The sequence below is a fragment of the Vibrio fortis genome (assembly GCF_000695685.1).
GTDB lineage: Bacteria > Pseudomonadota > Gammaproteobacteria > Enterobacterales > Vibrionaceae > Vibrio > Vibrio fortis_A.
The window spans coordinates 15,747-41,717 of record NZ_JFFR01000025.1 but is presented as its reverse complement, the minus strand read 5'-3'; the positions used below and the strand labels follow the sequence as shown (position 1 = coordinate 41,717).

General features: G+C 44.7%; 24 protein-coding genes and 2 pseudogenes. 14 read left to right on the top strand and 12 right to left on the bottom strand.

The features are described 5' to 3' along the window. Positions 1–25 precede the first annotated feature (25 nt). Positions 26–526, bottom strand: a complete 501-nt coding sequence (locus VFDL14_RS08930; protein ID WP_032551850.1) for a DUF4442 domain-containing protein — start codon at positions 524–526, stop codon at positions 26–28. 208 nt (positions 527–734) lie between these two features. Between VFDL14_RS08930 and fcrX the strand changes: the two genes are divergently transcribed. The 3 genes from fcrX to VFDL14_RS24975 are packed head-to-tail and all read left to right on the top strand — an operon-like array spanning position 735 to position 1,849. Next, positions 735–1,184, top strand: coding sequence for a ferric iron uptake transcriptional regulator FcrX (fcrX, locus tag VFDL14_RS08935; RefSeq protein WP_032551849.1), 450 nt, complete (start codon positions 735–737; stop codon positions 1,182–1,184). A gap of 42 nt (positions 1,185–1,226) precedes the next feature. Further along, positions 1,227–1,616, top strand: coding sequence for a prepilin-type N-terminal cleavage/methylation domain-containing protein (locus VFDL14_RS24980; protein ID WP_235201732.1), 390 nt, complete (start codon positions 1,227–1,229; stop codon positions 1,614–1,616). Further along, positions 1,613–1,849: a hypothetical protein gene (locus tag VFDL14_RS24975; protein WP_235201731.1), complete on the top strand. Its 237-nt coding sequence runs from the start codon at positions 1,613–1,615 to the stop codon at positions 1,847–1,849. The genes VFDL14_RS24980 and VFDL14_RS24975 overlap by 4 nt, the downstream gene beginning before the upstream one ends. A gap of 74 nt (positions 1,850–1,923) precedes the next feature. Here VFDL14_RS24975 and glnS read toward each other — a convergent pair whose 3' ends face one another. Together glnS and nagE are read right to left on the bottom strand one after the other, a co-directional pair. Next, the gene (glnS, locus tag VFDL14_RS08940; RefSeq protein WP_032551848.1) at positions 1,924–3,591 is read right to left on the bottom strand and encodes a glutamine--tRNA ligase; all 1,668 of its coding nucleotides are present in this window, start codon (positions 3,589–3,591) and stop codon (positions 1,924–1,926) included. A 306-nt stretch (positions 3,592–3,897) separates the two neighbouring features. Next, positions 3,898–5,457, bottom strand: coding sequence for an N-acetylglucosamine-specific PTS transporter subunit IIBC (gene nagE / locus VFDL14_RS08945; RefSeq protein WP_032551847.1), 1,560 nt, complete (start codon positions 5,455–5,457; stop codon positions 3,898–3,900). 476 nt (positions 5,458–5,933) lie between these two features. Between nagE and nagA the strand changes: the two genes are divergently transcribed. The 4 genes from nagA (at position 5,934) to asnB (ending at position 11,856) form a co-directional block, all read left to right on the top strand. Beyond that, positions 5,934–7,070, top strand: a complete 1,137-nt coding sequence (gene nagA, locus VFDL14_RS08950) for an N-acetylglucosamine-6-phosphate deacetylase (RefSeq protein ID WP_032551846.1) — start codon at positions 5,934–5,936, stop codon at positions 7,068–7,070. Positions 7,071–7,072: 2 nt separating this feature from the next. Next, a complete protein-coding gene (gene nagC / locus VFDL14_RS08955; RefSeq protein WP_032551845.1) occupies positions 7,073–8,287 on the top strand; it encodes a DNA-binding transcriptional regulator NagC in 1,215 nt (404 codons plus the stop codon). An 84-nt stretch (positions 8,288–8,371) separates the two neighbouring features. Then, on the top strand, positions 8,372–9,958 hold the full coding sequence (locus VFDL14_RS08960) for a cation:proton antiporter family protein (RefSeq protein ID WP_032551844.1): 1,587 nt from the start codon (positions 8,372–8,374) through the stop codon (positions 9,956–9,958). 233 nt (positions 9,959–10,191) lie between these two features. Next, entirely contained in the window at positions 10,192–11,856 is a 1,665-nt protein-coding gene (asnB, locus tag VFDL14_RS08965) for an asparagine synthase B (RefSeq protein WP_032551843.1), read from the top strand. Positions 11,857–11,935: 79 nt separating this feature from the next. Here the strand turns inward: asnB and rfaH are convergent, their stop codons facing one another. After that, positions 11,936–12,454, bottom strand: coding sequence for a transcription/translation regulatory transformer protein RfaH (rfaH, locus tag VFDL14_RS08970; protein ID WP_032551842.1), 519 nt, complete (start codon positions 12,452–12,454; stop codon positions 11,936–11,938). A 438-nt stretch (positions 12,455–12,892) separates the two neighbouring features. Between rfaH and VFDL14_RS08975 the strand changes: the two genes are divergently transcribed. Continuing rightward, positions 12,893–14,284 (top strand): peptide MFS transporter, encoded by a 1,392-nt coding sequence (locus VFDL14_RS08975; protein WP_032551841.1) that lies wholly within the window; start codon positions 12,893–12,895, stop codon positions 14,282–14,284. 83 nt (positions 14,285–14,367) lie between these two features. Here the strand turns inward: VFDL14_RS08975 and hemH are convergent, their stop codons facing one another. The 3 genes from hemH to htpG all read right to left on the bottom strand — a co-directional run bounded on the left by hemH (position 14,368) and on the right by htpG (position 18,453). Next, entirely contained in the window at positions 14,368–15,330 is a 963-nt protein-coding gene (hemH, locus tag VFDL14_RS08980) for a ferrochelatase (RefSeq protein WP_032551840.1), read from the bottom strand. 219 nt (positions 15,331–15,549) lie between these two features. Then, positions 15,550–16,194 carry an adenylate kinase gene (gene adk / locus VFDL14_RS08985; RefSeq protein ID WP_032551838.1) on the bottom strand — a complete coding sequence of 215 codons (645 nt, stop codon included), beginning with the start codon at positions 16,192–16,194 and terminating at the stop codon, positions 15,550–15,552. A gap of 354 nt (positions 16,195–16,548) precedes the next feature. Further along, complete coding sequence (htpG, locus tag VFDL14_RS08990) at positions 16,549–18,453, bottom strand: molecular chaperone HtpG (protein WP_032551837.1); 1,905 nt, start codon at positions 18,451–18,453, stop codon at positions 16,549–16,551. 272 nt (positions 18,454–18,725) lie between these two features. On the opposite strand from htpG, the pseudogene VFDL14_RS25110 reads away from it, so the two are divergent. The 4 genes and pseudogenes from VFDL14_RS25110 to VFDL14_RS09005 all read left to right on the top strand — a co-directional run. After that, positions 18,726–19,098, top strand: a pseudogene (locus VFDL14_RS25110) (winged helix-turn-helix domain-containing protein); the annotation flags it as partial. Positions 19,099–19,262: 164 nt separating this feature from the next. After that, positions 19,263–19,631, top strand: a pseudogene (locus tag VFDL14_RS25105) (transcriptional regulator); the annotation flags it as partial. Position 19,632: 1 nt separating this feature from the next. Further along, the gene (locus VFDL14_RS09000) at positions 19,633–20,148 is read left to right on the top strand and encodes a regulatory protein ToxS (protein WP_032551835.1); all 516 of its coding nucleotides are present in this window, start codon (positions 19,633–19,635) and stop codon (positions 20,146–20,148) included. Positions 20,149–20,256: 108 nt separating this feature from the next. Next, positions 20,257–20,562, top strand: coding sequence for a SelT/SelW/SelH family protein (locus tag VFDL14_RS09005; protein WP_032551833.1), 306 nt, complete (start codon positions 20,257–20,259; stop codon positions 20,560–20,562). A 56-nt stretch (positions 20,563–20,618) separates the two neighbouring features. Here the strand turns inward: VFDL14_RS09005 and yfcE are convergent, their stop codons facing one another. Genes yfcE through VFDL14_RS09030 form a run of 5 tightly spaced genes read right to left on the bottom strand, consistent with a single transcriptional unit; the run spans position 20,619 to position 23,525 of the window. Then, on the bottom strand, positions 20,619–21,164 hold the full coding sequence (yfcE, locus tag VFDL14_RS09010; RefSeq protein WP_032551832.1) for a phosphodiesterase: 546 nt from the start codon (positions 21,162–21,164) through the stop codon (positions 20,619–20,621). 44 nt (positions 21,165–21,208) lie between these two features. Further along, positions 21,209–21,619 (bottom strand): CBS domain-containing protein, encoded by a 411-nt coding sequence (locus VFDL14_RS09015; RefSeq protein ID WP_032551831.1) that lies wholly within the window; start codon positions 21,617–21,619, stop codon positions 21,209–21,211. Next, a complete protein-coding gene (locus VFDL14_RS09020) occupies positions 21,616–21,966 on the bottom strand; it encodes a P-II family nitrogen regulator (RefSeq protein WP_032551830.1) in 351 nt (116 codons plus the stop codon). Before VFDL14_RS09020 ends, VFDL14_RS09015 begins: the two co-directional genes overlap by 4 nt. Continuing rightward, complete coding sequence (locus tag VFDL14_RS09025) at positions 21,967–22,794, bottom strand: DUF1538 domain-containing protein (RefSeq protein WP_050487436.1); 828 nt, start codon at positions 22,792–22,794, stop codon at positions 21,967–21,969. Next, a complete protein-coding gene (locus VFDL14_RS09030; RefSeq protein ID WP_032551829.1) occupies positions 22,791–23,525 on the bottom strand; it encodes a DUF1538 domain-containing protein in 735 nt (244 codons plus the stop codon). Before VFDL14_RS09030 ends, VFDL14_RS09025 begins: the two co-directional genes overlap by 4 nt. Positions 23,526–23,827: 302 nt before the next feature. On the opposite strand from VFDL14_RS09030, the gene VFDL14_RS09035 reads away from it, so the two are divergent. Continuing rightward, a complete protein-coding gene (locus tag VFDL14_RS09035; RefSeq protein ID WP_032551828.1) occupies positions 23,828–24,742 on the top strand; it encodes a TIGR01777 family oxidoreductase in 915 nt (304 codons plus the stop codon). 47 nt (positions 24,743–24,789) lie between these two features. Then, on the top strand, positions 24,790–25,617 hold the full coding sequence (locus tag VFDL14_RS09040) for an SDR family oxidoreductase (RefSeq protein ID WP_032551827.1): 828 nt from the start codon (positions 24,790–24,792) through the stop codon (positions 25,615–25,617). Positions 25,618–25,971 lie beyond the last annotated feature (354 nt).

Here is a 25,971-nt window from a genome sequence, read left to right as displayed (position 1 = left end):
TCTATTTCTTACAAAGTACAAATAGTTAGGCCTCGACAGGCTCATCATCTTCCCTAAATTGTGGTTTCTTCCTTACATAGAGCGTGCGTTGGATTTCAGACACCACCTGCCCTTTTTTATCTTTTACGTAAATAATGAACTCTGGGAAACACTTTTCACCCAGTTGAGTCTGACGATAAATGTCATCCAACTGATTTTGAGTGATTTCAAACTCGGCATATAGGTCGGACTGACCAGGCTTGATAAAGTTAATGCTCGCTTCTTTGTCCCAAACATAATAACGCTCACCAAGAATTCCCATTAACATCAATGAGTAAACCGGATCAGTAAGAGAAAAGATACTCCCTCCATACTGGGTGCGATTGGCGTTTTTATTCCACCAGCGTAACTTCAATACCGTTTTTACAACTCGAAAATCAGGACTAATGTGAGCAATTTTGATTCCTGCGCCCCAAAACGGAGGCCAGATGTTGAGCGCAAATTTAACGATATTGGGTTTGTAGATTCTAGCGAGTTGCTTGTTCATTACGATCTTCCATGTTCTGTTTTTTATTCACCACCATGATAACTGGTCGTACCTCCAATATAAGAGAGATATTTGGATTTTACAAAACAGATTGTGATGTAAGTGAGTAACCCTTTGAAGTTCGTGGTTTATTGTTGTGGTCGAGTATCCTATAATAATGAGAATATTGAATTCTGTTAATTGCTGCAGATCATCAACAGGAAAGTATATGTCAGACAACAATCAAGCGCTAAAAGATGCTGGTCTTAAAGTGACCCTCCCAAGGCTCAAAATTCTAGAAGTATTACAACAGCCAGACTGCCAACACATTAGTGCTGAAGACTTGTATAAAAAGCTAATCGACCTCGGTGAAGAGATTGGCCTTGCGACCGTTTATCGAGTTCTTAACCAATTCGATGACGCTGGCATTGTAACTCGCCATCACTTCGAAGGCGGCAAGTCTGTATTCGAACTATCAACGCAGCATCACCACGATCACCTTGTATGTTTAGACTGTGGTGAAGTGATTGAATTCTCAGACGATATTATCGAAGAGAGACAAAAAGAGATCGCTAAGCGTTACAACGTTCAACTAACGAACCACAGTTTGTACCTCTACGGTAAGAGCATGACGGGTGATTGCAAAGGCAACCCAGACGCGCACAAACCGAAGAAATAGAAAAAACGCTGGCCTAGGTCAGCGTTTTTTATTTGGAGAGCTATGAAAAAGGATATTTCAAAAGCATCTTATAGAGGCTTCACCCTCATCGAAATGCTGGTAGCGGTCGTTATTATCGTTGTTTTATCGGTCATTGCCCTGCCTCGTTTTCTTAATATCCAAGATGATGGTCGAATCGCTTTGTTTGAAGGTGCTGAATCACAATTTCAAAGCGCAATCACCTTCGCACACAGCAAATGGCTAGTGAGTGGCGGCGGCAATGCCGAGATGAATGACATGCCCGGCTTTGGAGAAGACGAAGATGGCAACGCACAGCTGGATATAAACGATGTCGGTTATCCACTAGGGGTGATAAGGGCAATCCCATGGGTCAGCCCTACAATATTGGTCAAGGAGATCAGGGCTGCGTCTCAATTTGGGATGCCATTATGACAACGGATTTAACAGCTACCACAGATCCTAGCCAATCAAGTGACTTTGACTTTGTAACGCGTCGCCAAAATTTCTCATTTGTTGCAAAAGATGGCTCTCCTCAGACTAAGCTCGCGATATGCTATTACATCTACACGCGAGTCGATTTCGACAGCGATCCAAATAATGCAGGCTACGTGTTTTGGTACAACTCGCGTACTGGGGAAGTCACTCAACAAGATCCTAATCAATAAATTGATACTAAATCTACAGATACACAAAAGCCGGCAATTATGCCGGCTTTTAATGTGTCTAACAGAAGATGCAATTAAGCTTCTGTTTTACCCCAAGTATCACGTAGACCAACCGTACGGTTGAATACTAACGCGTCTGCTTTCGAGTCTTTTGAATCAACACAGAAGTAACCTGTACGCTCAAATTGGAAGCCCTGCTCTGGAGCTGCTTCTGCTAAGCTAGGTTCAACGAAGCCGTTCAGTTTAACTAGAGAGTCTGGGTTGATTGTTGCAGCGAAGTCATCCGCAGCCGCTGGGTTAGCTACTGTGAATAGACGATCGTACAGACGAATCTCTGCTGGTAGTGCTTTATCAGCAGATACCCAGTGGATAACACCTTTTACTTTACGGCCATCAGCTGGGTTTTTACCTAACGTTTCATCGTCGTAAGAACAGAAAATCGTTGTGATGTTACCTTCAGCATCTTTCTCGATACGTTCAGCTTTAATCACGTAAGCACCACGTAGGCGAACTTCTTTGCCTAGAACCAAACGCTTGTACTTCTTGTTTGCTTCTTCACGGAAGTCATCACGCTCAATCCAAACTTCACGAGTAAATGGTACTTCACGAGTGCCCATTTCAGATTTGTTCGGGTGGTTTGCGACCGTTAGTGTTTCCACTTTATCTGCATCGTAGTTTTCGATCACGATCTTAACTGGATCCAGTACAGCCATTGCACGTGGTGCGTTTTCGTTAAGGTCGTCACGGATACAAGATTCAAGCGAACCGAATTCAATCATGTTCTCTTGCTTCGTTACACCGATACGCTTACAGAACTCACGGATAGACGCTGGCGTGAAACCACGACGACGCAGACCAGAAATTGTTGGCATACGTGGGTCGTCCCAACCATTAACTAGGTTTTCAGTCACAAGTGTGTTCAGCTTACGCTTAGACATCACCGTGTACTCTAGGTTTAGACGGCTGAATTCATACTGACGTGGCTGACAATCAATCGTAATGTTATCTAGCACCCAATCGTATAGACGACGGTTGTCTTGGAATTCTAGAGTACAGATAGAGTGCGTAATGCCCTCTAGTGCATCAGAAATACAGTGCGTGAAATCGTACATTGGGTAAATGCACCACTTGTCACCAGTTTGGTGGTGGTGAGCAAAACGCACACGGTAAATAACTGGATCGCGCATTACCATGAACGACGAGCTCATGTCGATCTTAGCACGCAGACACGCTTTACCTTCTTCAAAGCCACCATCACGCATCTTTTCAAATAGCGCTAGGTTCTCTTCAGGGCTGCGATCGCGGTATGGGCTCGCTTTACCAGGCTCTTTTAACGTGCCACGGTATTCACGGATCTGCTCAGGACTTAGCTCGTCAACGTACGCTAAGCCTTTATTAATTAATTCGACAGCGTAAGCGTAAAGCGTATCGAAGTAGTTTGATGAGTAACAAATATCACCAGACCACTCGAAGCCCAACCAGCTTACATCATTCTTAATTGACTCAACGTATTCAACGTCTTCTTTTTCAGGGTTTGTATCATCGAAACGAAGATTACATTGTCCCTGGTAGTCCTGAGCAATACCAAAGTTCAAGCAGATAGATTTAGCGTGACCGATATGCAGGTAACCATTCGGCTCCGGCGGGAAACGAGTATGCACGCTAGTGTGTGTACCATCCGCTAAATCTTTATCAATAATTTGGCGAATGAAATTCGATGGACGAGCCTCAGCTTCACTCATCTATAGCACCTCTATGTATTTAGTATTGTCAGAGAAAAATTCTTCTTTCTGTTCTAGAAACAGCGCTTTTAACTCAAGCCTAGGATAGAAAGATCATTGTTGCTAATCATCCACAATTCTTAGGCTTTACACAATAAGAACCATCAGTTTATTGCGAATATTTCTGCTATTCGATGAAGAATAGAACGCTGAATGATTCAAGCGCCAAAGCCAGATACGAAAAAGCCTCCCATAAGGGAGGCTTCAATTTCGACTTACTTAGTTCTTTGGGCTGTTGCGTGAGTGATTTGCTCTACGCGAAAGCGACTAAGGAAGTTTAACGTCTGATAGGTCTTCACCTGCACCGATTGCTTTCATTTCGCCAGCAACGATTTCAGCTAGTGGGCCTAGGATAACCTGTAGGTTGTTTTCACCTAGTTTAACCACACCTTTAGCACCTAGTTTCTTAAGAACAGCTTCGTCAGCTACTGAGCGGTCTTTAAGAGTTAGACGTAGACGAGTGATACAAGCGTCGATTGAAGTTAGGTTCTCGTGACCACCTAGAGCTTTTAGGTATTGACGAGCTAGGTCACCTTTTGGCGCTTCACCGTCAGTTGCTGCAGCACCTTCTTCGTCATCTTCACGACCTGGCGACTTCAGGTTGAAAGCGCGGATTGCGAAGCTGAATGTGAAGAAGTATAGAGCACCGAAGCCTAGACCGATGAATAGTAGCGTCATTGGCTTAGTCGCTAGACCGAAGTTCAATACGAAGTCGATTAGACCAGCAGAGAAACCGAAGCCGTGAAGCGTACCGAACATGTTAGCGATTACTAGAGATAGACCAGTAAATACAGCGTGCATTGCGTATAGAGCAGGAGCTAGGAATACGAACATGAATTCTAGTGGCTCTGTGATACCTGTTAGGAATGAACAGAATGCTACTGAGAATAGTGCGCCACCAACTTGACCGCGTTTTTCAGCTGGAGCTGCTAGGTACATTGCTAGTGCTGCACCTGGTAGACCAAACATCATTACAGGGAAGAAGCCGTTCATGAATACGCCAGCGCCTTTGTCGCCGCCGAAGAAGCGGTGTAGGTCACCAGACTTAACTGTTTCAGTTACTTCTTTAACAACTGCAGTGATTTCTGGGTTTACAGAGTTCGCGAAGTTGAATGTGTACTCTTGACCAACAACTAGAGTTTTCGCTAGAGCTGGGTCAACACAAAGTTGTTTGAAGCTTTCGAAGCCAGCAGAACCAGCTACTACGATCTCTTGACAAGTACCCATACCGAACCAGAAGTAAGAGTTCAATACGTGGTGTAGACCTACAGGGATAAGTGCACGGTTAAGAGTACCGTATACGAACTGACCGATAGCGCCAGACGTTGATACTGCGTGAGCTAGTGCATCTAGACCAGATTGAACACCAGGCCATACCACACCAGAGATAGCACCAGCAACTAACGCAAATAGACCGGCCATGATAGGCACAAGACGTTTACCTGCGAAGAATGCTAGCCACTCAGGAAGGCGTGTTGCATGGAAAGCGTTGTATGAGTGACCTGCGATGATACCTGCGAAGATACCGCCGAAGAAAGACATGTTTACGTCAGCATTGATTGTTGTTGCTGTCGCTGTTAGTACGAAGTAAGCAACCGCACCAGCAAGACCTGCTGCACCGTTACCATCTTTAGAAAGACCAATTGCGATACCTAGACCAAATAGCAGCGGTAGGTTACCGAAGATAGCACCACCAGCTTGCGCCATGAATGGAATATCAAGTAGATCGCCTTGACCTAAACGTAGTAGAAGCGCCGCAATCGGAAGCGTTGCGATAGGAAGCATTAACGCTTTACCCAGCTTCTGTGCATATCCTAGAATATTCACCTGTTGTTTCCCCCTATAGGATTTTTAGAATTCGTTTGAGAAACTTATTTTAGTCGCTCAATTTAGTCCTAATCAGTGTATTCAATTAATTTTGCTCCGCAAATTAAAACCTTACCATTTGTGATCCTAATCACCAGTTTTTGCCAAATCCCAAGGTTTTTGCTAGCGAGATCATAAAACTTATTTTATCATTCAAAAAAATGAAGATTTACAGATAAAATTCGACACTAAACATTAGGCCAATGCATAGGTAGCACCCGCTTTCTTTGTCTCACTAATAATCAATAACCAGGCCGCCTAATGAAAGGCTACAACGTATTTGTTTACTGTATTTTCAATGGCTTAATTCGCACTTCACTTTGAAGTTTGCCGATTTAAAAAAGTTAAATCGTTACGTAAATGATGTTTGCAAACTAAGTCGACATTTAGGTAACGAACAAAATTTAAAGATCTCACGAAATAAGGATTAGCTGACTATGTACGCGCTAAGTAACTGTAAAATCTACACTGGTAGTGATGTTCTCACCGATCACGCAGTTGTTGTTGAAAACGGACTGATTGAGCAAGTCTGCCCTGTTGCTGAACTGCCAGACGGTATTGAGGTTCGTGACCTAGACGGTGCTAACCTAAGCCCGGGCTTTATTGACCTACAACTTAACGGTTGTGGTGGTGTGATGCTTAACGATGAAATCACTGCTGAGACTATGCAGATTATGCACCGAGCTAACCTTAAGTCTGGCTGTACTAGTTTCCTACCAACACTGATTACCTCTTCAGACGAAGATATGCGCGCAGTAATCACAGCGGCTCGTGAATACCACAACCAATACCAAAACCAATCCCTTGGTTTGCACCTAGAAGGTCCTTACCTTAACGTTGCGAAAAAAGGTATTCACAGCGTCGACCACATTCGCAAATCAGACAGCGAAATGATCGATCTAATCTGCGAAAACCGCGATCTCGTTGCTAAAGTTACTTTGGCCCCTGAATTAAACGACCCTGAGCATATTGAACGCCTACACAAAGCTGGCGTTGTCGTTTCTATCGGTCATACCAATGCGACTTACGCTGAAGCGCGTAAAGGCTTTGAATCTGGTATCACATTCGCAACACACCTATTCAACGCGATGACACCAATGGTTGGTCGTGAGCCAGGTGTTGTAGGCGCAATCTACGATACGCCTGAAGTTTACGCCGGCATTATCGCTGACGGCTTCCACGTTGATTACGCAAACATCCGTATTGCGCATAAAATTAAGGGAGAAAAGCTTGTATTAGTGACGGATGCCACAGCTCCTGCAGGTGCTGACATGGAATACTTTATTTTTGTCGGTAAGAAAGTATATTACCGAGATGGTAAGTGTGTTGATGAAAACGGCACACTGGGCGGCTCAGCTCTGACTATGATTGAAGCAGTACAGAACACAGTTGAGCACGCTGGAATCGCTTTAGACGAAGCTCTGCGCATGGCGACTCTGTATCCAGCAACAGCGATGGGTGTGGAAGATAAGCTAGGTCGAATCAAGAAAGGCATGGTTGCAAACCTGGCTGTATTCGATAGAGACTTCAATGTAAAAGCGACTGTTGTTAACGGACAATACGAGCACAATTAAGTATGAATGGCGGACAAATAGGTAACGTAGACTTAGTTAAACAACTAAACAGTGCGGCGGTATATAGACTAATAGACCAGCAAGGTCCTATCAGTCGTATACAAGTGGCTGACGTAAGCCAACTCGCACCAGCAAGTGTTACAAAAATTACCCGCCAATTATTAGAACGTGGCCTTATCAAAGAGGTCGCGCAGCAAGCGTCTACTGGCGGTAGACGCGCTATCTCCCTAACGACAGAGGTGGAACCTTTTCACTCCATCGCTGTTCGTTTGGGCCGAGATTATATCCAACTTAGCCTTCATGACCTTGGCGGTCGTGAACTGGCTTTTGTTCAAGAAGACCTAAATTACTCAGATCAGTCCGATTTGATGGAAGGCTTGTTGACGACCCTTAAGTCTTTTGTTGCTGAGCAGCAGTATCAAATCGACCAATTGATTGCGATCGGTATTACCCTACCTGGCCTTGTAAACCCGACAACGGGTGTGGTTGAGTACATGCCAAATACCGATATCGATAACCTAGCCCTCAGCGACATTATTCGCGACACATTCCACGTTGCTTGTTTCGTAGGCAACGACGTTCGTGGTATGGCATTAGCAGAACATTACTTTGGTGCAAGCCAAGACAGTCAAGACTCTATCCTAGTCAGTGTTCACCGTGGTACGGGTGCGGGCATCATAGTTAACGGCCAAGTGTTCTTAGGGCATAACCGTAACGTTGGTGAGATTGGTCATATTCAAATCGACCCACTGGGTGAGCAGTGTCAATGTGGCAACTTTGGTTGTTTAGAAACCGTTGCAGCAAACCCGGCTATCGTGGAGCGCGTTCAAAAGCTGATTAAGCAAGGTTACGAATCTTCTCTAACTGAGCTTGAACGCATCACAATTCAAGATGTTTGTGACCACGCGATGAATGGTGATGAACTGGCAAAACAGAGCTTGGTTCGCGTTGGTAACCAATTAGGTAAAGCGATTGCCATGACGATCAACTTGTTTAACCCACAAAAAGTGATCATTGCTGGTGATATTACTAAGGCTCAAGACATTGTTTTCCCCGCAATTAAGCGCAATGTAGAGAATCAATCGCTAACGACTTTCCATAGCGGCTTGCCTATTGTAGCATCTGAGATCGATAAACATCCGACAATGGGTGCTTTCGCGATGATCAAGCGTGCCATGCTCAACGGTGTGTTATTGCAGAAGTTACTCGAAGACTAAAGAAAAACAATATTGATTTTCCGCGGGCCGTGTTTGGATAAACACGGCCCGTTTTTATAAGCTAGGGAACAACAACTACAAGTTATGGAACTTATATTATTATCCGCTGCATTTATCGCAGGCTTTATCTCTTTAAAGTGTCAACTTCCCCCACTCGTTGGCTTTCTCATTGCTGGCTTTGCGCTTAACGCGTTTGGTTTTGAAAGTAATGACACCATCGTGACTCTTGCCGACCTCGGCGTAACCCTGTTGTTATTTACGATTGGCCTCAAGCTAGATATCAAAACCTTGCTATCCAAAGAGATCTGGGCCGGCGCAACAGTGCATAACCTGCTCTCTACCCTCTTTTTTGCACTGGCTCTGTTTGGCTTTAAACTACTTGGGATCTCTTCCCTTGCGGCAATGTCGAACGAACAGATCATCCTATTAGGTTTTGCCCTCTCCTTCTCTAGTACGGTTTTTGCAGTCAAAACTCTTCAAGAGAAAGGTGAAATGAATGCCACCTACGGTACCCTAGCGATCGGCATCTTGGTTATGCAAGATATATTCGCAGTGGTATTCCTAACGGCTTCTACCGGTAAGATCCCTGAATGGTATGCCATTGCCTTATTTGCTCTTCCTCTACTGCGCCCACTCTTCTACAAAGTACTCGATTGGGTTGGCCACGGCGAAATGTTGGTGTTATTTGGTATCTTCTTCGCACTGGTTGTTGGTGCTGGCCTGTTTGATTTTGTTGGTGTTAAACCCGATCTTGGTGCACTGATCTTGGGGATGTTGCTTGCGGGTCACGCTAAAGCATCGGAACTATCAAAGTCACTCTTCAACCTAAAAGAGCTGTTCCTGGTCTGCTTCTTCTTAAACATCGGCTTGTCTGAGCAACCGACTATTCAAGGCTTTATGCTGGCAATCTTGTTCTTACTGCTATTGCCAGTCAAAGGCTTCCTCTACTTCTGGGTACTCAACTTCTTCAAATTTCGCGTCCGCACCTCGCTACTTGCGTCGCTTTCTCTATTCAACTTCAGCGAATTCGGCCTGATCGTTGGTGGTCTTGCATTTAAGATGGGATGGATGTCTGGAGATATCTTGGTCGCAGTCGCAATTGCTGTATCTCTCTCTTTCTTGATTGCAGCGCCACTCAATCGAGCTGGACACAAACTATATCAACAGTCCGGTAAATGGCTAAAAGAGCACGCAGCAGAAAAGCTCAATCAGCGTGACAAGCGAATTGACCCAGGACATGCCCAAGTATTGATTCTTGGCATGGGTCGAATCGGTACCGGTGCTTATGACGAACTCCGCGCTCGTTACGGCAAAGTCAGCCTAGGAGTAGAAGTAAGAGAAGAAGCAGCACATAGCCATCGCAGCCATGGGCGTAACGTTATCTCTGGCGACGCAACCGACCCGGACTTCTGGGAACGCATTCTAGATACCGCTAATGTTAAGCTGGTTATTCTAGCTATGCCTCATCACCAAGGTAATCAGACGGCTCTTGAACAACTCAAAGCGCGTAACTTTAAAGGTCAAATTGCTGCTATCGCCGAATATTCAGATCAGTTAGAGACACTTAAAGAAAACGGTGTTGATGCTGCATTCAACATTTATAGCGAAGCGGGTAGCGGTTTTGCACGTCACGTATGCGAGCAACTCAACCCTAACATCATGAAAATGTAGTCTTTGACCCCAGCCACTCCCTCTTATTTTCGATCAAATATTGTCGATAATTTGAGAGGAGTGGCTAAAAACCACACCACATTTAAACTCCATCAATCAAAACCTCACTTTAATTAAATATTTTTTAATAGAACCCTCTTTATATGATTTTTTTCATCATACCCGGTTGCATTTTTTAACCAGAATGGCAAATTGAATGCAGTTGATTTGGAAATGATTTGAAAGGAAGTTCTATGTGTTCAGTATTTGGCATTCTTGATATTAAAAGTGATGCTGCAGCACTTCGCCCTGTTGCTCTAGAGATGTCTAAAAAACTCCGCCACCGTGGCCCAGACTGGTCTGGTATTTACGCAAGCGACAAAGCAATTCTTGCTCACGAGCGTCTAGCTATCGTCGGCCTAAATAGCGGTGCACAGCCTCTATACAGCCAAGACAAAAAACACATCTTGGCGGTAAACGGCGAGATTTATAACCACAAAGAACTTCGCGCTCGTTACCAAGATAAATACGAATTCCAAACGGATTCTGACTGTGAAGTTATCTTGGCACTATACCAAGAGTTAGGTGCAGACCTGCTTGAAGAGCTAAACGGTATTTTTGCATTCGTACTGTACGATGAAGAGAAAGACGAATACCTAGTTGGTCGCGACCACATCGGTATTATCCCTCTATACCAAGGTTACGATGAGCACGGTAACTACTACGTTGCCTCAGAAATGAAGGCGCTAGTGCCAGTATGTAAAACAGTGAGCGAATTCCCTCCTGGTTGTTCATACGGTTCAAAAGATGCTGAGCCTCAACGCTACTACGTTCGTGACTGGAACGAATACGCAGCGGTACAAGGTAACTCAACCAGCAAAGAAGAGCTGACAGAAGCGTTAGAAGCTGCGGTTAAACGCCAACTAATGACTGACGTTCCTTACGGTGTACTTCTATCCGGCGGTTTAGACTCATCTATCACATCTGCAGTAGCGAAACGCTTTGCGGCAATGCGTATTGAAGACGATGAGCAGTCTGAAGCTTGGTGGCCACAACTGCACTCTTTCGCTGTTGGTCTTGAAGGTGCACCTGACTTAGTCGCTGCTCGTGAAGTTGCTGACAAGATTGGTACGGTTCACCACGAAATGACCTACACAATCCAAGAAGGTTTAGATGCGATTCGCGATGTTATCTACCACATTGAGACTTACGATGTGACCACCATCCGTGCATCTACTCCAATGTACCTACTTGCTCGTAAGATCAAAGCGATGGGTATCAAGATGGTACTTTCTGGTGAGGGTGCGGATGAGATCTTCGGTGGCTACTTGTACTTCCACAAAGCACCGAACGCAAAAGAGTTCCATGAAGAGACAGTACGTAAGCTTCTCGCTCTGAACATGTTTGACTGTGCTCGTGCTAACAAATCTCTGGCAGCCTGGGGCGTTGAAGGTCGTGTACCTTTCTTAGACAAAGAGTTTATTGATGTAGCAATGCGTCTAAACCCAGAAGATAAGATGTGTGGTAACGGTAAGATGGAAAAACACATCCTACGTGAATGTTTTGAACACTACCTACCAGACTCTATCGCATGGCGTCAGAAAGAGCAGTTCTCAGATGGTGTAGGCTACGACTGGATCGATACTCTGAAAGCAACAGCAGAAGCGAAAGTAACCGACCAGCAAATGGAAACAGCGAAATTCCGTTTCCCATACAACACGCCAACAACCAAAGAAGGTTACGCTTACCGTGAGATCTTTGAAGAGTTGTTCCCGCTAGAGTCTGCAGCGGAGTGTGTACCAGGTGGTCCATCTGTCGCATGTTCATCTGCAAAAGCGATTGAATGGGATGAATCATTCAAGAACAACGCTGATCCTTCCGGTCGTGCTGTTAAAGCGGTTCACAACGACTCTTACTAGAAACCAACATTCTAGAAAACCAGAATCAAAAAAGGCGCTCATAGCGCCTTTTTTATTATCAAATGATTCGAAAGTCAGATTAGATACGCGCTGCTAGCGCTGCATTCTCAATGCTCACCGGAACCACTTGACTGATCATCTGTACCAGCATTATGGAGCGTGCTTCACCATCTTTTTCATGGTAAACCGCCTTGATACCTGCAAACTGACCACTGCAGATCTCAACCACATCACCTGCTTGATAGTCTGGACACAACTGCGGACAATCATCCACAGGGTAGCCCTGACACTCTCGTTCAATCTGCTTCAGTTCGTAAATCAGATCACCTTGGACCTCATGTGGCATCGCGCCAAATTTTATGAAATCTACCACACCTCGTGTTGAACGCAACGTAGTAAAGCTTGGGCCCTGTTCATAGTCAAATCGGACAAAAATGTAAGAAGGAAACAGCGGCTCTTTGACACGCTTCTTTTTTCCTCTAACAACTTTTTCGACTTCAAGTTGAGGATAGAAACACTCTACCCCCTGATTTTCCATATGCTGCTTCGCTCGGAGTTGCTCTCCTCGCTTACAGTAAAGTAGATACCAACGTTTCATTTTCCTAGCCATTTTGTATTTTTTTTACATCTTAACATAGCCAAATTCGGATTAACTCACGTTAATGACATGAATTGCCTATCGCTAACAAATATTGCGGAATAGACCAATTAATCAACAAAAATAACTTTATCGATAACCACAACCCGAATTATCCAGTAAGGCGCACCTAAAAATACAGAGCAAAATACATACGCTTACAAATCACAAATTGTTACTTACAAGCTAAAAAGCCATCAATAACACCTTGTTCAATAATGGAAAATTAGTTTGCAGCACATAAATACCGTCCAACATTTCCAATAAAAACAAACTAAATCATCTACTTAACAAATTTTAATTGTCATCACTATAAAAACACCCTATTGCAGCTTTTTATCCGGGTATGTATACATGAGTGGCTATAAAATCTTTTAATATCTAAAATTAGTAAAACTTATGCCAAACACACACAACATCTTCGGCCACCCAAGAGGGCTGTTTCTACTCTTTAGTACAGAACTGTGGGAGCGCTTCTCCTACTATGCAATGCGTGCCATCCTTGTTCTGTTTTTAACAGATACCACCATCAATGGCGGCCTAGGTTGGTCAACCAAAGATGCACTGGATCTTTACGGCATCTACACTGGTCTTGTTTACATTACCCCACTTATTGGTGGTTGGATTGCAGACAACTACCTAGGTCAACGTAAATCGATTCTCATTGGTGGCGTGTTGATGGCATTGGGTCAGTTCACTTTAGCACTACCTAACGGCTTTATGGGATTAGACCAGGTGAGCGCACTTTACCTTGGCTTGGCTCTGCTGATCAGCGGTAACGGCATGTTCAAGCCAAACATCTCAACTATGGTTGGCGACCTTTATCAAGAAGGCGACAACCGTCGTGACGGCGCATTTACTATTTTCTACATGGGCATCAACCTAGGAGCACTGCTTGGTGGTCTAATTTCTGGTGCTGCTGTGGATTCATATGGCTGGAAAGCTGGTTTCCTTGCTGCAGGTATCGGTATGGTCATCAGCCTTGTTATGCAAATGACAATGGCCCAGTCTTGGTTAGGTGATATCGGCTCCGTACCAGCGGCTGCTCGCGCAAAAGCGCTAAGCAAATCGAAAGAAAAAGCGCCACTAACCAAAGAAGAGTTCGATCGACTAAAAGTTATTTTGATCATGGGTCTGTTCGTGATTGTTTTCTGGGCTGGCTTTGAACAAGCGGGCGGTCTAATGAACATCTACACTCAGCAATACACTGACCGTATGATTGGCGATTTTGAGGTACCAGCTGCTTGGTTCCAATCTCTAAACCCATTCTTCATTATTACGCTGGCACCAATTATCGCTGCATTTTGGGTGAAACTAGGCAAGCGTGAACCAAACTCACCAGTCAAGTTTGCTATGGCGCTATTCTTCTTAGCTCTTGGCTTCGTTTGTATGATCGGTGCTGTTATGGAACAAGGTGGCGACCTAAGCGTTAAGACTTCAATGCTATGGTTAGTTGGCGCGTTCTTCTTCCATACTCTTGGCGAGTTGTGCCTATCGCCGATTGGGCTATCACTAGTAACGAAACTGGCTCCTCTTCGCCTCGCTTCTTTGATGATGGGTGCATGGTTCGGTTTCAATGCGATCGCAAACTATGTAGCTGGTCTAGTGGGTTCTCACGTCGGTGAGCTAGGTGCAATGGCTATCTTTAGTGGTATTGCTATCTCAGCAACGATTAGTGGTGTGATTCTACTTCTTTGTGCGAACAAGCTGGTTGCTTGGATGCATGGTGTCGAAGGCAACCCTGTGAATACCGAGTCAGAAGAGACTAATGCACAAACTTCGCTAGCTTAATACTCGACTCAACAAACAGTAGATAAATAAAAAGGAGTGGCTCTGTGAGTCACTCCTTTTCTGTTTTCAATAATGTCGTTTAACTATCGATGCATCTCGACGAGTTCTGCCATCATTTGGATATGTTCATCATTATCGTTAAGGCATTTAATGTAACTGAAGGCTTCGCCACCAGCTTCAATGAAGGTCTCTTTACATTGATCAGAGATTTCTTCCAATGTTTCCAAGCAATCTACAGAGAACGCCGGAGCCATGATGTCGAGCTTCTTAATGCCTTGCTTTGGCAACTCTTCTAACGTTTCGTCCGTATATGGCTTAAGCCATTCTTCACGACCAAAGCGTGACTGATACGTCATGGTAATCTTGTCTGCAGACAAACCAAGCTCTTGGGCTAACAACTCGGTCGTTTGCTCACAATGTTGAGGATAAATATCGCCTTGGTCAGCCAAACGCTTCGGAATACCGTGGAAAGAACAAACAAGATGGTCACCTTGCCCATTTTCACGCCAATGCTTTCTCACACTCTCAGCCAGAGCTTTAACGTAGCCTGGGTGACTGTAGTAATCACGGATAAAGCGGTAACCCGGTATCACTGGTAGTTGCTTGAACGCTTTGGTCAGTCCGTCAGATACTGCAGCCGTCGTTGTACCAGAATATTGAGGGTAAAGCGGCAGTACAATGACCTCTTCGACACCTTGCGCCATTAGGGCTTCAATACCTGATTTTAGACTTGGGTTGCCATAAGTCATACCAAGCGCGACTGGCATCTGCAATTTATCTTGTAGCTTAGCGACCTGACGTTGGGAGTAAACCAACAGAGGCGACCCTTGGTCCATCCACACAGATTGGTAGAGCTTTGCAACTTTAGGTGAGCGGATTGGTAAGATCACGCCATGAAGAATCGGGCACCAAAGCCAGCGAGTGAGGCTCACTACTCGCTTGTCATGCAGAAATTCGCTTAAAAAACGGCGCACAGCTGCAGGAGTTGCTGCATCAGGTGTCCCTAAGTTCACCAACAACACACCCTGCTTTTTTTTGTTTTCCATAGATACCTGAGACCATTAATGAAATTTGGAAAGCTTTATACTCAGCCAGTTACTCTTGGGATCACCTTGATATACCTATTCAGACTTTCGATTCATTTCATGTAATCTAACAACCACTTTAGCGATTACATACTCGAACCTGACTGAGCATCAATATAAAAAAAGCGACCTAACCGGTCGCTTCCAATATATCAAATTATAAAACTGGCTGTTAGCCAATTATGCTAGTGCTTTCTCAAGTTCTGCACTAACTTCAGCAACTTGCTTAGTACCGTCGAATTTAAGGTACTTAGTGTTACCCGCTTCAGCTTCTTTACCGTAGTAAGCGATAAGTGGTGCTGTTTGCTCATGGTAAACACCTAGACGAGCACGAACTGTTTCTTCTTTGTCGTCATCACGTACAACTAGCTCTTCACCAGTTACGTCATCTTTACCTTCTTCTTTAGGCGGGTTGTACACAACGTGGTATGTACGGCCAGAAGGAAGGTGAGCACGACGACCAGCCATACGCTCAACAATCACATCATCAGCTACGTCGAATTCAACAACGTAATCTACAGCGATACCCATCTCTTTTAGGCCATCAGCTTGTGGGATTGTGCGTGGGAAACCGTCAAGTAGGAAACCTTTTTCGCAGTCATCTTGAGCGATACGCTCTTTGATTAGACCAAGGATAATTTCATCAGAAACTAGCTGACCAGCGTCGATTACTGATTTAGCTTGCTTACCAAGCTCAGTACCCGCTTTGATAGCAGCACGTAGCATGTCACCAGTTGAAATTTGAGGGATACCAAATTTGTTCATGATGAAGTTTGCTTGAGTGCCTTTACCCGCGCCAGGAGCACCTAGAAGAATGATGCGCATGTTTAATCCTCTTATAAAATTATGATTTATACCGAAGCTCACTATTTGATTTCACAGTTGACGAATAGAGTTCGAAAACTGCAAAAATAAGCACAACGGTAAGTTTCGGTATAACGTTTAAAAATCATACAGGTAGAAACCAATTTAACGATTGCTACCCGATTAGGTCGAGCATTCTACCACATTAATATTCATTATGGCTGAATTTAAGACTAAAGAATGTAAGGTTGAAGATCGATGCCTCACTCCTTTCCATTTTTTAACCTAATGACGACCGTTCAACGACGTTCATTAAAAAAGCCCGCATTTGCGAGCTTTTTAATACAATTAGACTTTTAGCCCAAAGTCGAAAGCTTAGCGTTTCGACAACAGTTCATTGATTGCACCCAAGAACTGTGATGGATCTTCCATTGAACCCTTCTCTGCCAACATTGCTTGACCAAGTAGAAGCTCAACCCAGCGACCAAACGCTTGTTCGTCCGCTTCATCAGCCATTTGCTTAACAAGTGCATGTTCAGGGTTAATCTCAAAGATGTATTTCACTTCAGGTGCGGCCTGTCCAGCAGCTTCAAGAAGCTTCGCCATTTGCGTACCCATTTCGAAATCATCAGTAACAACAACTGCAGGTGTGTTTGCCAGCTTAAATGTTGTACGAACCTCTTTAACACGATCACCTAGGTAAGATTGAGTGCGCTCGATAACAGACTTGAACTCTTCTTCTGTCTCTTTCTGCTTCTCTTTCTCTTCTTCACCTTCGAACTTGCTTAGATCCAGGCCAGCCTTAGTGATAGATTGGAACTGCTTACCGTCGAACTCAGTTAGGTAGTTCATCAAGAATTCGTCGATACGATCAAACATCAGTACCACCTCAATCCCTTTCGCTTTAAATTGCTCTAGGTGAGGACTGTTCTTCGCTGCTGTGTAGCTGTCTGCCGTTAAGTAGTAGATCTTATCTTGACCTTCTTTCATACGCTCAACGTAAGACGCTAGGCTGATTGCCTGTTCAGAAGAGTCCACTTCCGTTGAAGCAAAGCGCAGTAGGCCGGCAATCTTCTCTTTGTTTGCCATGTCTTCTGCTGGGCCTTCTTTCATTACTAGGCCGAACTCTTTCCAGAACTCTAGGTACTTCTCGTTGTCATTTTTTGCCATGCGCTCAAGCATAGTAAGTACACGCTTAGTACATGCACCACGAAGAGACTGAGTTACCTTGTTATCTTGCAGGATTTCACGTGATACGTTCAGCGGTAGATCGTTTGAGTCAATCAGGCCGCGTACGAATCGCATGTAAGATGGCATAAATTGCTCTGCGTCATCCATGATGAACACACGTTGTACATAAAGCTTTAAGCCGCTCTTGTGGTCACGGTTCATCATATCCCAAGGTGCTTTAGATGGGATGTAAAGCAGGCTTGTGTAATCGTTTTTACCTTCAACTTTGTTGTGACTCCAAGTCAGAGCGTCAGCAAAGTCGTGAGAAACATGCTTGTAGAACTCTTGGTACTCTTCTTTAGTAATGTCTGACTTGTTGCGAGTCCAAAGAGCTTGAGCTTTGTTGATTTGCTCCCACTTCTTCTCTTCGGTGTCTTTACCTTCGTCATCTTTTACTGCAGTTAGAATCGAAACTGGGATACCGATATGGTCAGAGTATTTACTGATGACGTCGCGTAGACGCCACTCATTTAGGAACTCTTTACCTTCGTCACGCATATGAAGGATGATGTCAGTACCACGAGACTCTTTTGAGATGGTCTCAATTGTGTACTCACCTTCACCCGCAGAGTGCCATTGAACCGCTTCGTCGTTTGCTAGGCCAGCGGCGCGAGTACGAACAGTTACTGCGTCCGCAACGATAAATGCCGAGTAAAAGCCAACACCAAATTGACCAATCAATTGAGAGTCTTTGCTTTGGTCTTCAGAAAGCTTAGAGAAAAAGTCTGCCGTGCCTGATTTTGCAATCGTACCTAAATGCTCGATCACATCTTCGCGGCTCATACCAATACCATTATCAGATATGGTTAGGGTATTTGCGTCAGCATCGAAAGAAAGCTTCACGCCAAGGTCAGCATCACCTTGGTACAAATCACCGTTTGATAATGCTTGGAAACGCAGCTTGTCTGCAGCGTCAGATGCATTTGAGATCAGTTCACGAAGGAAGATCTCTTTGTTTGAATATAGTGAGTGAATCATCAAGTGAAGCAACTGCTTAACTTCTGATTGAAAGCCACGAGTCTCTTTATTTTGCGTTGCTGTTTCGCTCATTTTTACTCCAAAACATCTATACTTTAAACGTCAAAATCGGAAGGATGTTCTGTTTGTCCCCCCAGCATGTTCATTAACATGAGGATGACAATTGTAAATTCAAGGTCAAAAATCATAAAAACACTGTTTTTTTGATCTGTTTTTATTATGCTAAGGATCATAAATATAAAAGAACATAAAAGAATCATGATTTAGATGGAATTGAAGCTGAATTCCTTCGCAATTTGTCTATTTCGCATCCAAAAAACCACTCAAAAACATAGAAGAGTTCAATGAGCAATATCGGCACAAAGTTTATTCTCGCGCAGCGATTTGTATTTGACCCTAATAGTAATTCCCTCGTTGATCAGACCAACGAAGGCGAGATCGTTCGTTTAGGCAGCAATGAAAGCCGCATTCTCCTTATGCTTTCAGAAAGACCGAATGAAGTGATCACTCGAAACGAACTTCACGAATACGTATGGCGTGACCAAGGTTTTGAGGTTGACGACTCAAGCCTAACCCAAGCAATCTCTACGCTGCGTAAAATGCTCAAAGACTCGACCAAATCCCCAGAGTTTGTAAAGACTGTGCCAAAGCGTGGCTACCAGTTTATTGCTACGGTAGAACGTTCAGCGCCGTTTTCATCAAGCGATCAAACCGCTTCAATTGAAAAACAAGAAGTTGTAGCGGAAGCAGTGAGTTCAACACAAAATCCAGTTGAAGAAACCGCTGAAGCAGCACCTGTTGAGCCAATTGCATCTCCAACACCAGCCGCTAAGCCTGAAGTCCCTAGCCAAAGCGCTAGTGCTAATGCAGCTTCACCTGCTGAAAATAAATGGCTATATCGCGCACTGTGCTTCCTAGCGGTTCTACTGCCGATCTTAGTTGTTACGTTTACGAATCCTGCTGAGTCTGAGTTCCGAACGTTGACAGAAGTAGACGGTGTACAGATCCAATCACCAATTAATCACCCAGATTTATCGGGCTGGATTCCTGCGATTGAAAAATGTGTCACGCACTACAATGCAGAGCATGGTGGTCAGCTCAAACCGACACAGATCATTGCGACTGGCGGTCAAACCAATAACTTGGCTCTTAACTACATCCATGCGCAAGAGTACTCAAGTGAGAACATCACACTAAGACTTTACGCTAACCAAACTGACCTAAGTGAAATTTGTAAGGGTGACCAGTAATATGAAATTAAAAATCTCACTCGCGTTACTCGTAGCTTCTGCACTATTCAGCGGTTGGTTGTATTGGGGCAGCGATGCCAAGGTTGAGCGCCTTTTAACTGCACATGAATGGCAGTCAAAGATGGTGACTCTCATTACTGAAAACAAGCAAGAAGACACAATTGGTCCACTGCGTAAGGTAGAGCTATCTTCAAATGCTAAGTATCTACCAAACGGCACATATCTAAGAATGTCGATTGTTAGACTGTACGGTACAGAAACCGCACCAGCCAATGTCATCAACATTTCAGAGACTGGACAGTGGGACATCAACGACAACTACTTACTAGTATCACCAACTGAGTTTAAAGACGTAACTTCGGCGCAGCGCCAAGACTTCTCACAACAGCAGTTGGATTTGATCACTCAAGTCATCAAAATGGATGCAGAGCAAAGTAGAAGAATTGATATCGTAAATCCAAAGGCACTGTTATTAACTAGCTTGAACCACGGTTCTACAGTATTGTTTTCTAACTAAGTCACTCAATATTTAAGATAAAAAAGGGGCATGACGCCCCTTTTTGCTATCTATGACTATGTGTTTAGTAAAACGAACGAATCCATACCACCGATGAGAGAACACGACATGGAACAATCTACTCTTAATCAAGCTTCTGATAAGCCAACAGTCACTATCTATTACTGTCGCCAGTGTAATTGGATGTTGCGCGCTAGCTGGTTATCTCAAGAGCTTCTACACACCTTTAGTGAAGAGCTTGGCGCTGTCACGCTTTGTCCAGATACAGGTGGTCGATTCGAGATTTTTTGTAGCGGAGTACAAATTTGGGACAGAAAAGCCGAAGGTGGGTTCCCTGAAGCAAAAATACTCAAACAGAGAGTTCGTAATATTATTGCTCCAGAGCGAGATTTGGGCCACGTCGACTCGAAATAGCCGCAGACCCTATGTTTTCAGGGTAGGTTATTAAAGTAGATTGAAAGCGGATTCTGTTACAGAGTGCCGCTCTTCAGCACCTCACCATCGAAACTCACGACCGAAAACAATCCGTTCTCATAGAGACCATAACTGGCTGGGTGGCCATCACGAGGAAAGGTGACAGAGCTTGGATTAAAGATGAAAATTTCATCTTGGTACTCTGCAACAGGGATATGAGTATGGCCATGAGCAATAACGTCACCTGAATTCAATGGAGGACGCTTGTTGGTGTTATACAGATGACCATGGGTCAGAAAGATACGCTGTCCCGTAGGCAACAACACCCACGAGTAATCCATCATCATAGGAAACGAAAGCAGCATCTGATCCACTTCACTATCACAGTTACCTCGTACTGCAATAATCTGCGAAGCAAACTCATTTAATTTATCCGCAACAGCTGGAGGATTGTAACCTTCAGGGACAGGGTTTCTTGGCCCATGATTTAGTGTATCGCCCAATAGCACTAAGTATTGGGCACCGGATGCCTTGTATAGCTCTAGCACTTTTTCAGTCGCTGGTAGCGAACCATGTAAGTCTGAAGCAAAAAATAATTTCACGCGTACATCTCCATAAAAACTATGGGCCTATTGTACGGTTACACTTACTTCACGTCATCCTTCGCCATGCCATTTATCACGATATTATTGTAACTGACCATGCCGATAATTTTTCCCTCTTGAATCACTGGCGCTCGGCTCACACCGAAACGCTCAAACAATCGAGCGCAATACTTAACATTCATATCCGCTGATACACTCAACGCAGGCTTAGTCATGATTTCGTAGATATTAGTCCGTTGCGGCGCTCGATTCTTAGCCAAGACCTGTTTAGCAATATCATTCATCAACACAATACCGTACTCATCACCATCGTGACGTTTATCAACGATGAGCGCTTTGACCTGATGCTGCCTAGCTAACCTGATCGCTTCATCAACGGTGATCAATCCATCCACAATAATGTAGGTATTCGCCATCACGTCAGCGACGCACATTGTTTGTTGTTCGCTCATAGCTTGTCCTCAACAACCTTGGTTAATGTTTCAACTTGGTGGGCTACGCCGACGGCATCCTCAACGTCAATCTGTACCGCAATCCCCTGCCCCGATTCTTGGTCGAACTCACCCACCTCACTGATGGTTTCGAGAATATGGCGAGACAAGTGCTCCTCAACGACAAATAAAAGTACGTCTTTCTGAACCTCTAGCGTTAACCCAAAAAATGTTCGCTTTTGATTAAGCCCTTCTCCACGAGCATTGCTGATCACCGTTGCGCCTGTCGCCCCAGCACCGCGCGCCGCATCAAGAACGATGTCCGTCTTACTGTCTTCAACAAAGGCTAAAATGAGTTTGAAACGCATCTACTGCTCCTTATATTCTTGTGATTGAACTTCTTGTGGCTGAGCGTTCTTTGGTTCTGCCTGCTGTGATTTATTAAGCCATTGAGTGATTTGTGCGTAACACATGACAGAAATAATAGGGAAGAGGCTGGCAAAGGCGATCAAACCAAAGCCGTCGATTACTGGGTTTCGGCCGGGGACTGTCGACGCCAAGCCGAGCCCTAATGCGGTGACCAAAGGTACTGTAACCGTGGATGTCGTGACACCTCCTGAATCATACGCCAGGGGTACAATCAGCTTCGGTGCATAAAATGTCTGAATGACCACCACCACATAGCCACAGATAATGTAGTAATGAATAGGATCGCCCGCGACAATCCGATAGCTCCCTAAAGAGATACCAATGGCCACCCCTAACGCGACGGCAATACGTAACCCATTGACACTAATACTGCCACCAGAGACCTGATTCGCCTTAATAGCAACAGCGATAAGTGAAGGCTCAGCAATCGTGGTACTAAAGCCGATAAAGAAGGCGAAAAGATAGACCCAATAATAGTCGAACCAGCCAAGCTGCTGACCATCGCTGAATTTAAAGTTACTCAAAAAGTCTGGAGCCGTCAGCTGCATTGCCATCGTCTCTCCCAATGGGAACAAGGCAAGTTCTAGCCCCATTAAGAAAAGCGTTAAACCCAGTATGACGTAAAAAAAGCCAAGAATGACTCTCATCAGATTGGTAACCGGCTTGCGAAGAACGGCCAACTGAAAGCCGAAAATGATAGCGGCAATCGGGATCACATCTGTCACAGTGCCTAGGAATGTATCGAAAAATAGATTCAGACTCATCATGCGATCACCATCCCATATACCATCACAAACATCATTGGCAGTAGAGAGGCGAAGGCAATCAAACCAAACCCATCAATCATAGGGTTACGGCCTTTTATCGAAGAAGCCAAGCCAACCCCTAACGCTGTGACAAGAGGGACGGTAATGGTTGATGTGGTTACCCCACCTGAGTCATAGGCGATACCAATTATGTTCTCTGGAGCAAACGCAGTCAGAATGACGACGCCCACATAGCCGCCAATGATCATGAAGTGGATCGGCCAACCTTTAAGAATACGCAGCACGCCAAGCACGATCGCTAGTCCAACAGAGAGAGCTACTGTGACACGAAGGCCGTTGGCATACTCTTCCATCTCTTGGTTAGAATTAGGAATCACCCCACCCTCTGCCGCGACTTCTGCAGCCTCATCAGCGACCGCTGTCAATGCGGGTTCTGCGATAGTGGTGCCAAAACCCAAACAGAACGCAAAGATCAACAGCCACATGACGCTACCTTTGCGGGCAAACGCTTGTGCCATCGACTCACCAATAGGAAAGAGCCCCATCTCCAGTCCAAAGATAAAAAAGGTCAACCCCAGCACAACGAGCAACAGACCACTTAAGATTGAAAATAGATTTGGGAGTGGCTCTTGCAGCACCACCAGTTGAAAGAATGCAATAACAACGACAATGGGCAGCAAATCTCTTAGGCTACCGAGCATGGCTTTCATCAAAGCAAGTATCGCTGTCATCAAATCTCCTTGGCTATCGAGTTAGTGCGGGCAAATTAACCACACAGTGAGTGTCACTTCTCAAATAAGCATGACAAATTATCCCTCGTTGTTATGTGACTCGCATTAAGCACTCGGTAACATATTGAAACATTTTCGCTAAACTGTGAACACAACCACCCACTAAAGTTAACGCGTAATCTATTCCACTCTTTGCGCTATCACATGAATGAAACCTTATGATCGTTATATAGTTTTCTGCGTATTGGTTGGCAGACTAAAACAAGCCGGGTCTATAATTAATAAATTAAGAGGAGGTTGGTATGAAGATATTGTTGACGGGTGGCACTGGGTTTATTGGCTCAGAATTGATCAAAAGCTGGCAGACAGACGAAGTGACACTGCTCACTCGAGATCCGTCAAAAGCACAGAGCGCACTCAGCCACCTCAATCAAAATAATCTTCACTACATCACATCGTTGGATGAGCTTTCTGATCTCAATAACTATGACGCGGTAATAAATTTAGCTGGTGAACCCATTGCCGATAAACGCTGGAGCTCACAACAGAAAGAGCGTATCTGTCAAAGTCGCTGGCACATTACCGAGAAAATCGTTGAACTGATTCACGCAAGTACTAACCCACCGAGCGTGTTTATTAGTGGGTCCGCCGTCGGTTATTACGGCGATCAACAAGAACACCCTTTTGACGAGGCACTGCATGTTTCAGACGATAGCTTCCCGCATAAGGTGTGTGCGCACTGGGAAGAGATAGCCAGGCGTGCTCAATCAGACAACACCAGAGTCGTGCTACTCAGAACGGGGATTGTCTTGGGAGAACACGGTGGCGCACTAAAGAAAATGCTACTGCCGTATAAGCTTGGTTTGGGTGGGCCGTTAGGTTCAGGTAACCAATATATGCCCTGGATCCACCTTCTCGATATGATCCGAGCAATCAACCACTTGCTCAACACCCCCCACGCTCAAGGGGAATTCAATATGTGCGCCCCTCACCCTGCCACCAACAAACAGTTCAGTCGCACCCTAGCCAAGCAGCTTGGTCGACCACACATCTTATTCACGCCGAAGTGGGCTATGTCATTAATGATGGGCGAATCCTCATGCCTACTGTTTGACAGCATTCGCGCTAAACCAAAGAAACTCACTGAAATGGGCTTTATATTCAGTTACTCAAGAATTGAACCTGCATTGAAAAACTTGTTACAACATCAAGACTAATTCCTTTAACCTAGGGAAAGGTAACAGACCCTAGGAAAGGACCCCCCGTGACGAAATCAATATTGATTACTGGATGCTCAACCGGTATTGGCTACACCTGTGCTCACGCCCTCAAACAACGAGGCTTTCATGTGATTGCATCGTGCCGCAACGAGCAAGATGTCATAAAACTCCAGCAGGAAGGGTTAGATTGCATTCAACTCGATCTCAACAATGAACAGAGTATTGAGCGAGGTGTAGAACAAGCATTCGAGTTGGCCCCTAATGGCCTATATGCCGTATTTAATAATGGCGCTTATGGCCAACCGGGCGCGTTAGAAGATCTACCAACGCAAGGGTTACGCGACCAATTCCAAACCAATTTTTTTGGCTGGCATCATCTGATTCGCTTAGTGCTTCCTAGTATGCGTGAACGTGGTGAAGGACGAATCATTCAAAACAGCTCAGTACTTGGTTTCGCAGCGATGAAATATCGGGGTGCTTACAATGCTTCTAAGTTTGCGATTGAGGGATGGACAGATACCCTAAGGCTTGAGCTTCATGGTAGCGGTATCCACATTTCCCTGCTTCAACCAGGTCCGATTGAGACGGAGTTTCGACGCAACGCTCTGGTTGCATTCAATCGTTGGATTAATCCAACCAGTAGTGTTCACAGTCAGTACTATCAACAGCAACAACAGAGACTGGAAAACGAAACATCCGGCAACCGTTTCGTGCTTCCTCCTGAAAGCTGTGTTGAGCCTGTCTATCATGCGCTCACTGCCGACAAGCCAAAGCTACGTTATCGAGTCACGACGCCAACAAAGATCTTTGCGATCCTAAAACGCCTGCTACCCAACCGCTGGCTGGATCCGATTTTACGTAAAGCAGCCTAACAACAAATAATCGAATAAATCGCAAAAATAATGTAACGATGTAATTTGTTCGTAACAATAAGATGTCATGATTCACATCGTAGCATCAAGCGCCCCTGCTTGATGTATCCATTGAAGGTACATTCATGACTCTTAACACCTTAAACTGGGTTGGTGTGAGTGTTGCCATCACCCTATTTTTGCTGTTTTGAGTACTAACAGGGATCGCACCTCCAACCTGATTGGTAAATGACGCTATGCTTTCGCGCCCTAATAAACGGCGCCGAAAACGTAGCGTTTTTTATTATTAACCTCTGATTTCTCTTATCCTTTTCACCTTGAAATTACGATGATTGCCCCCATAGTGTTGTTAGC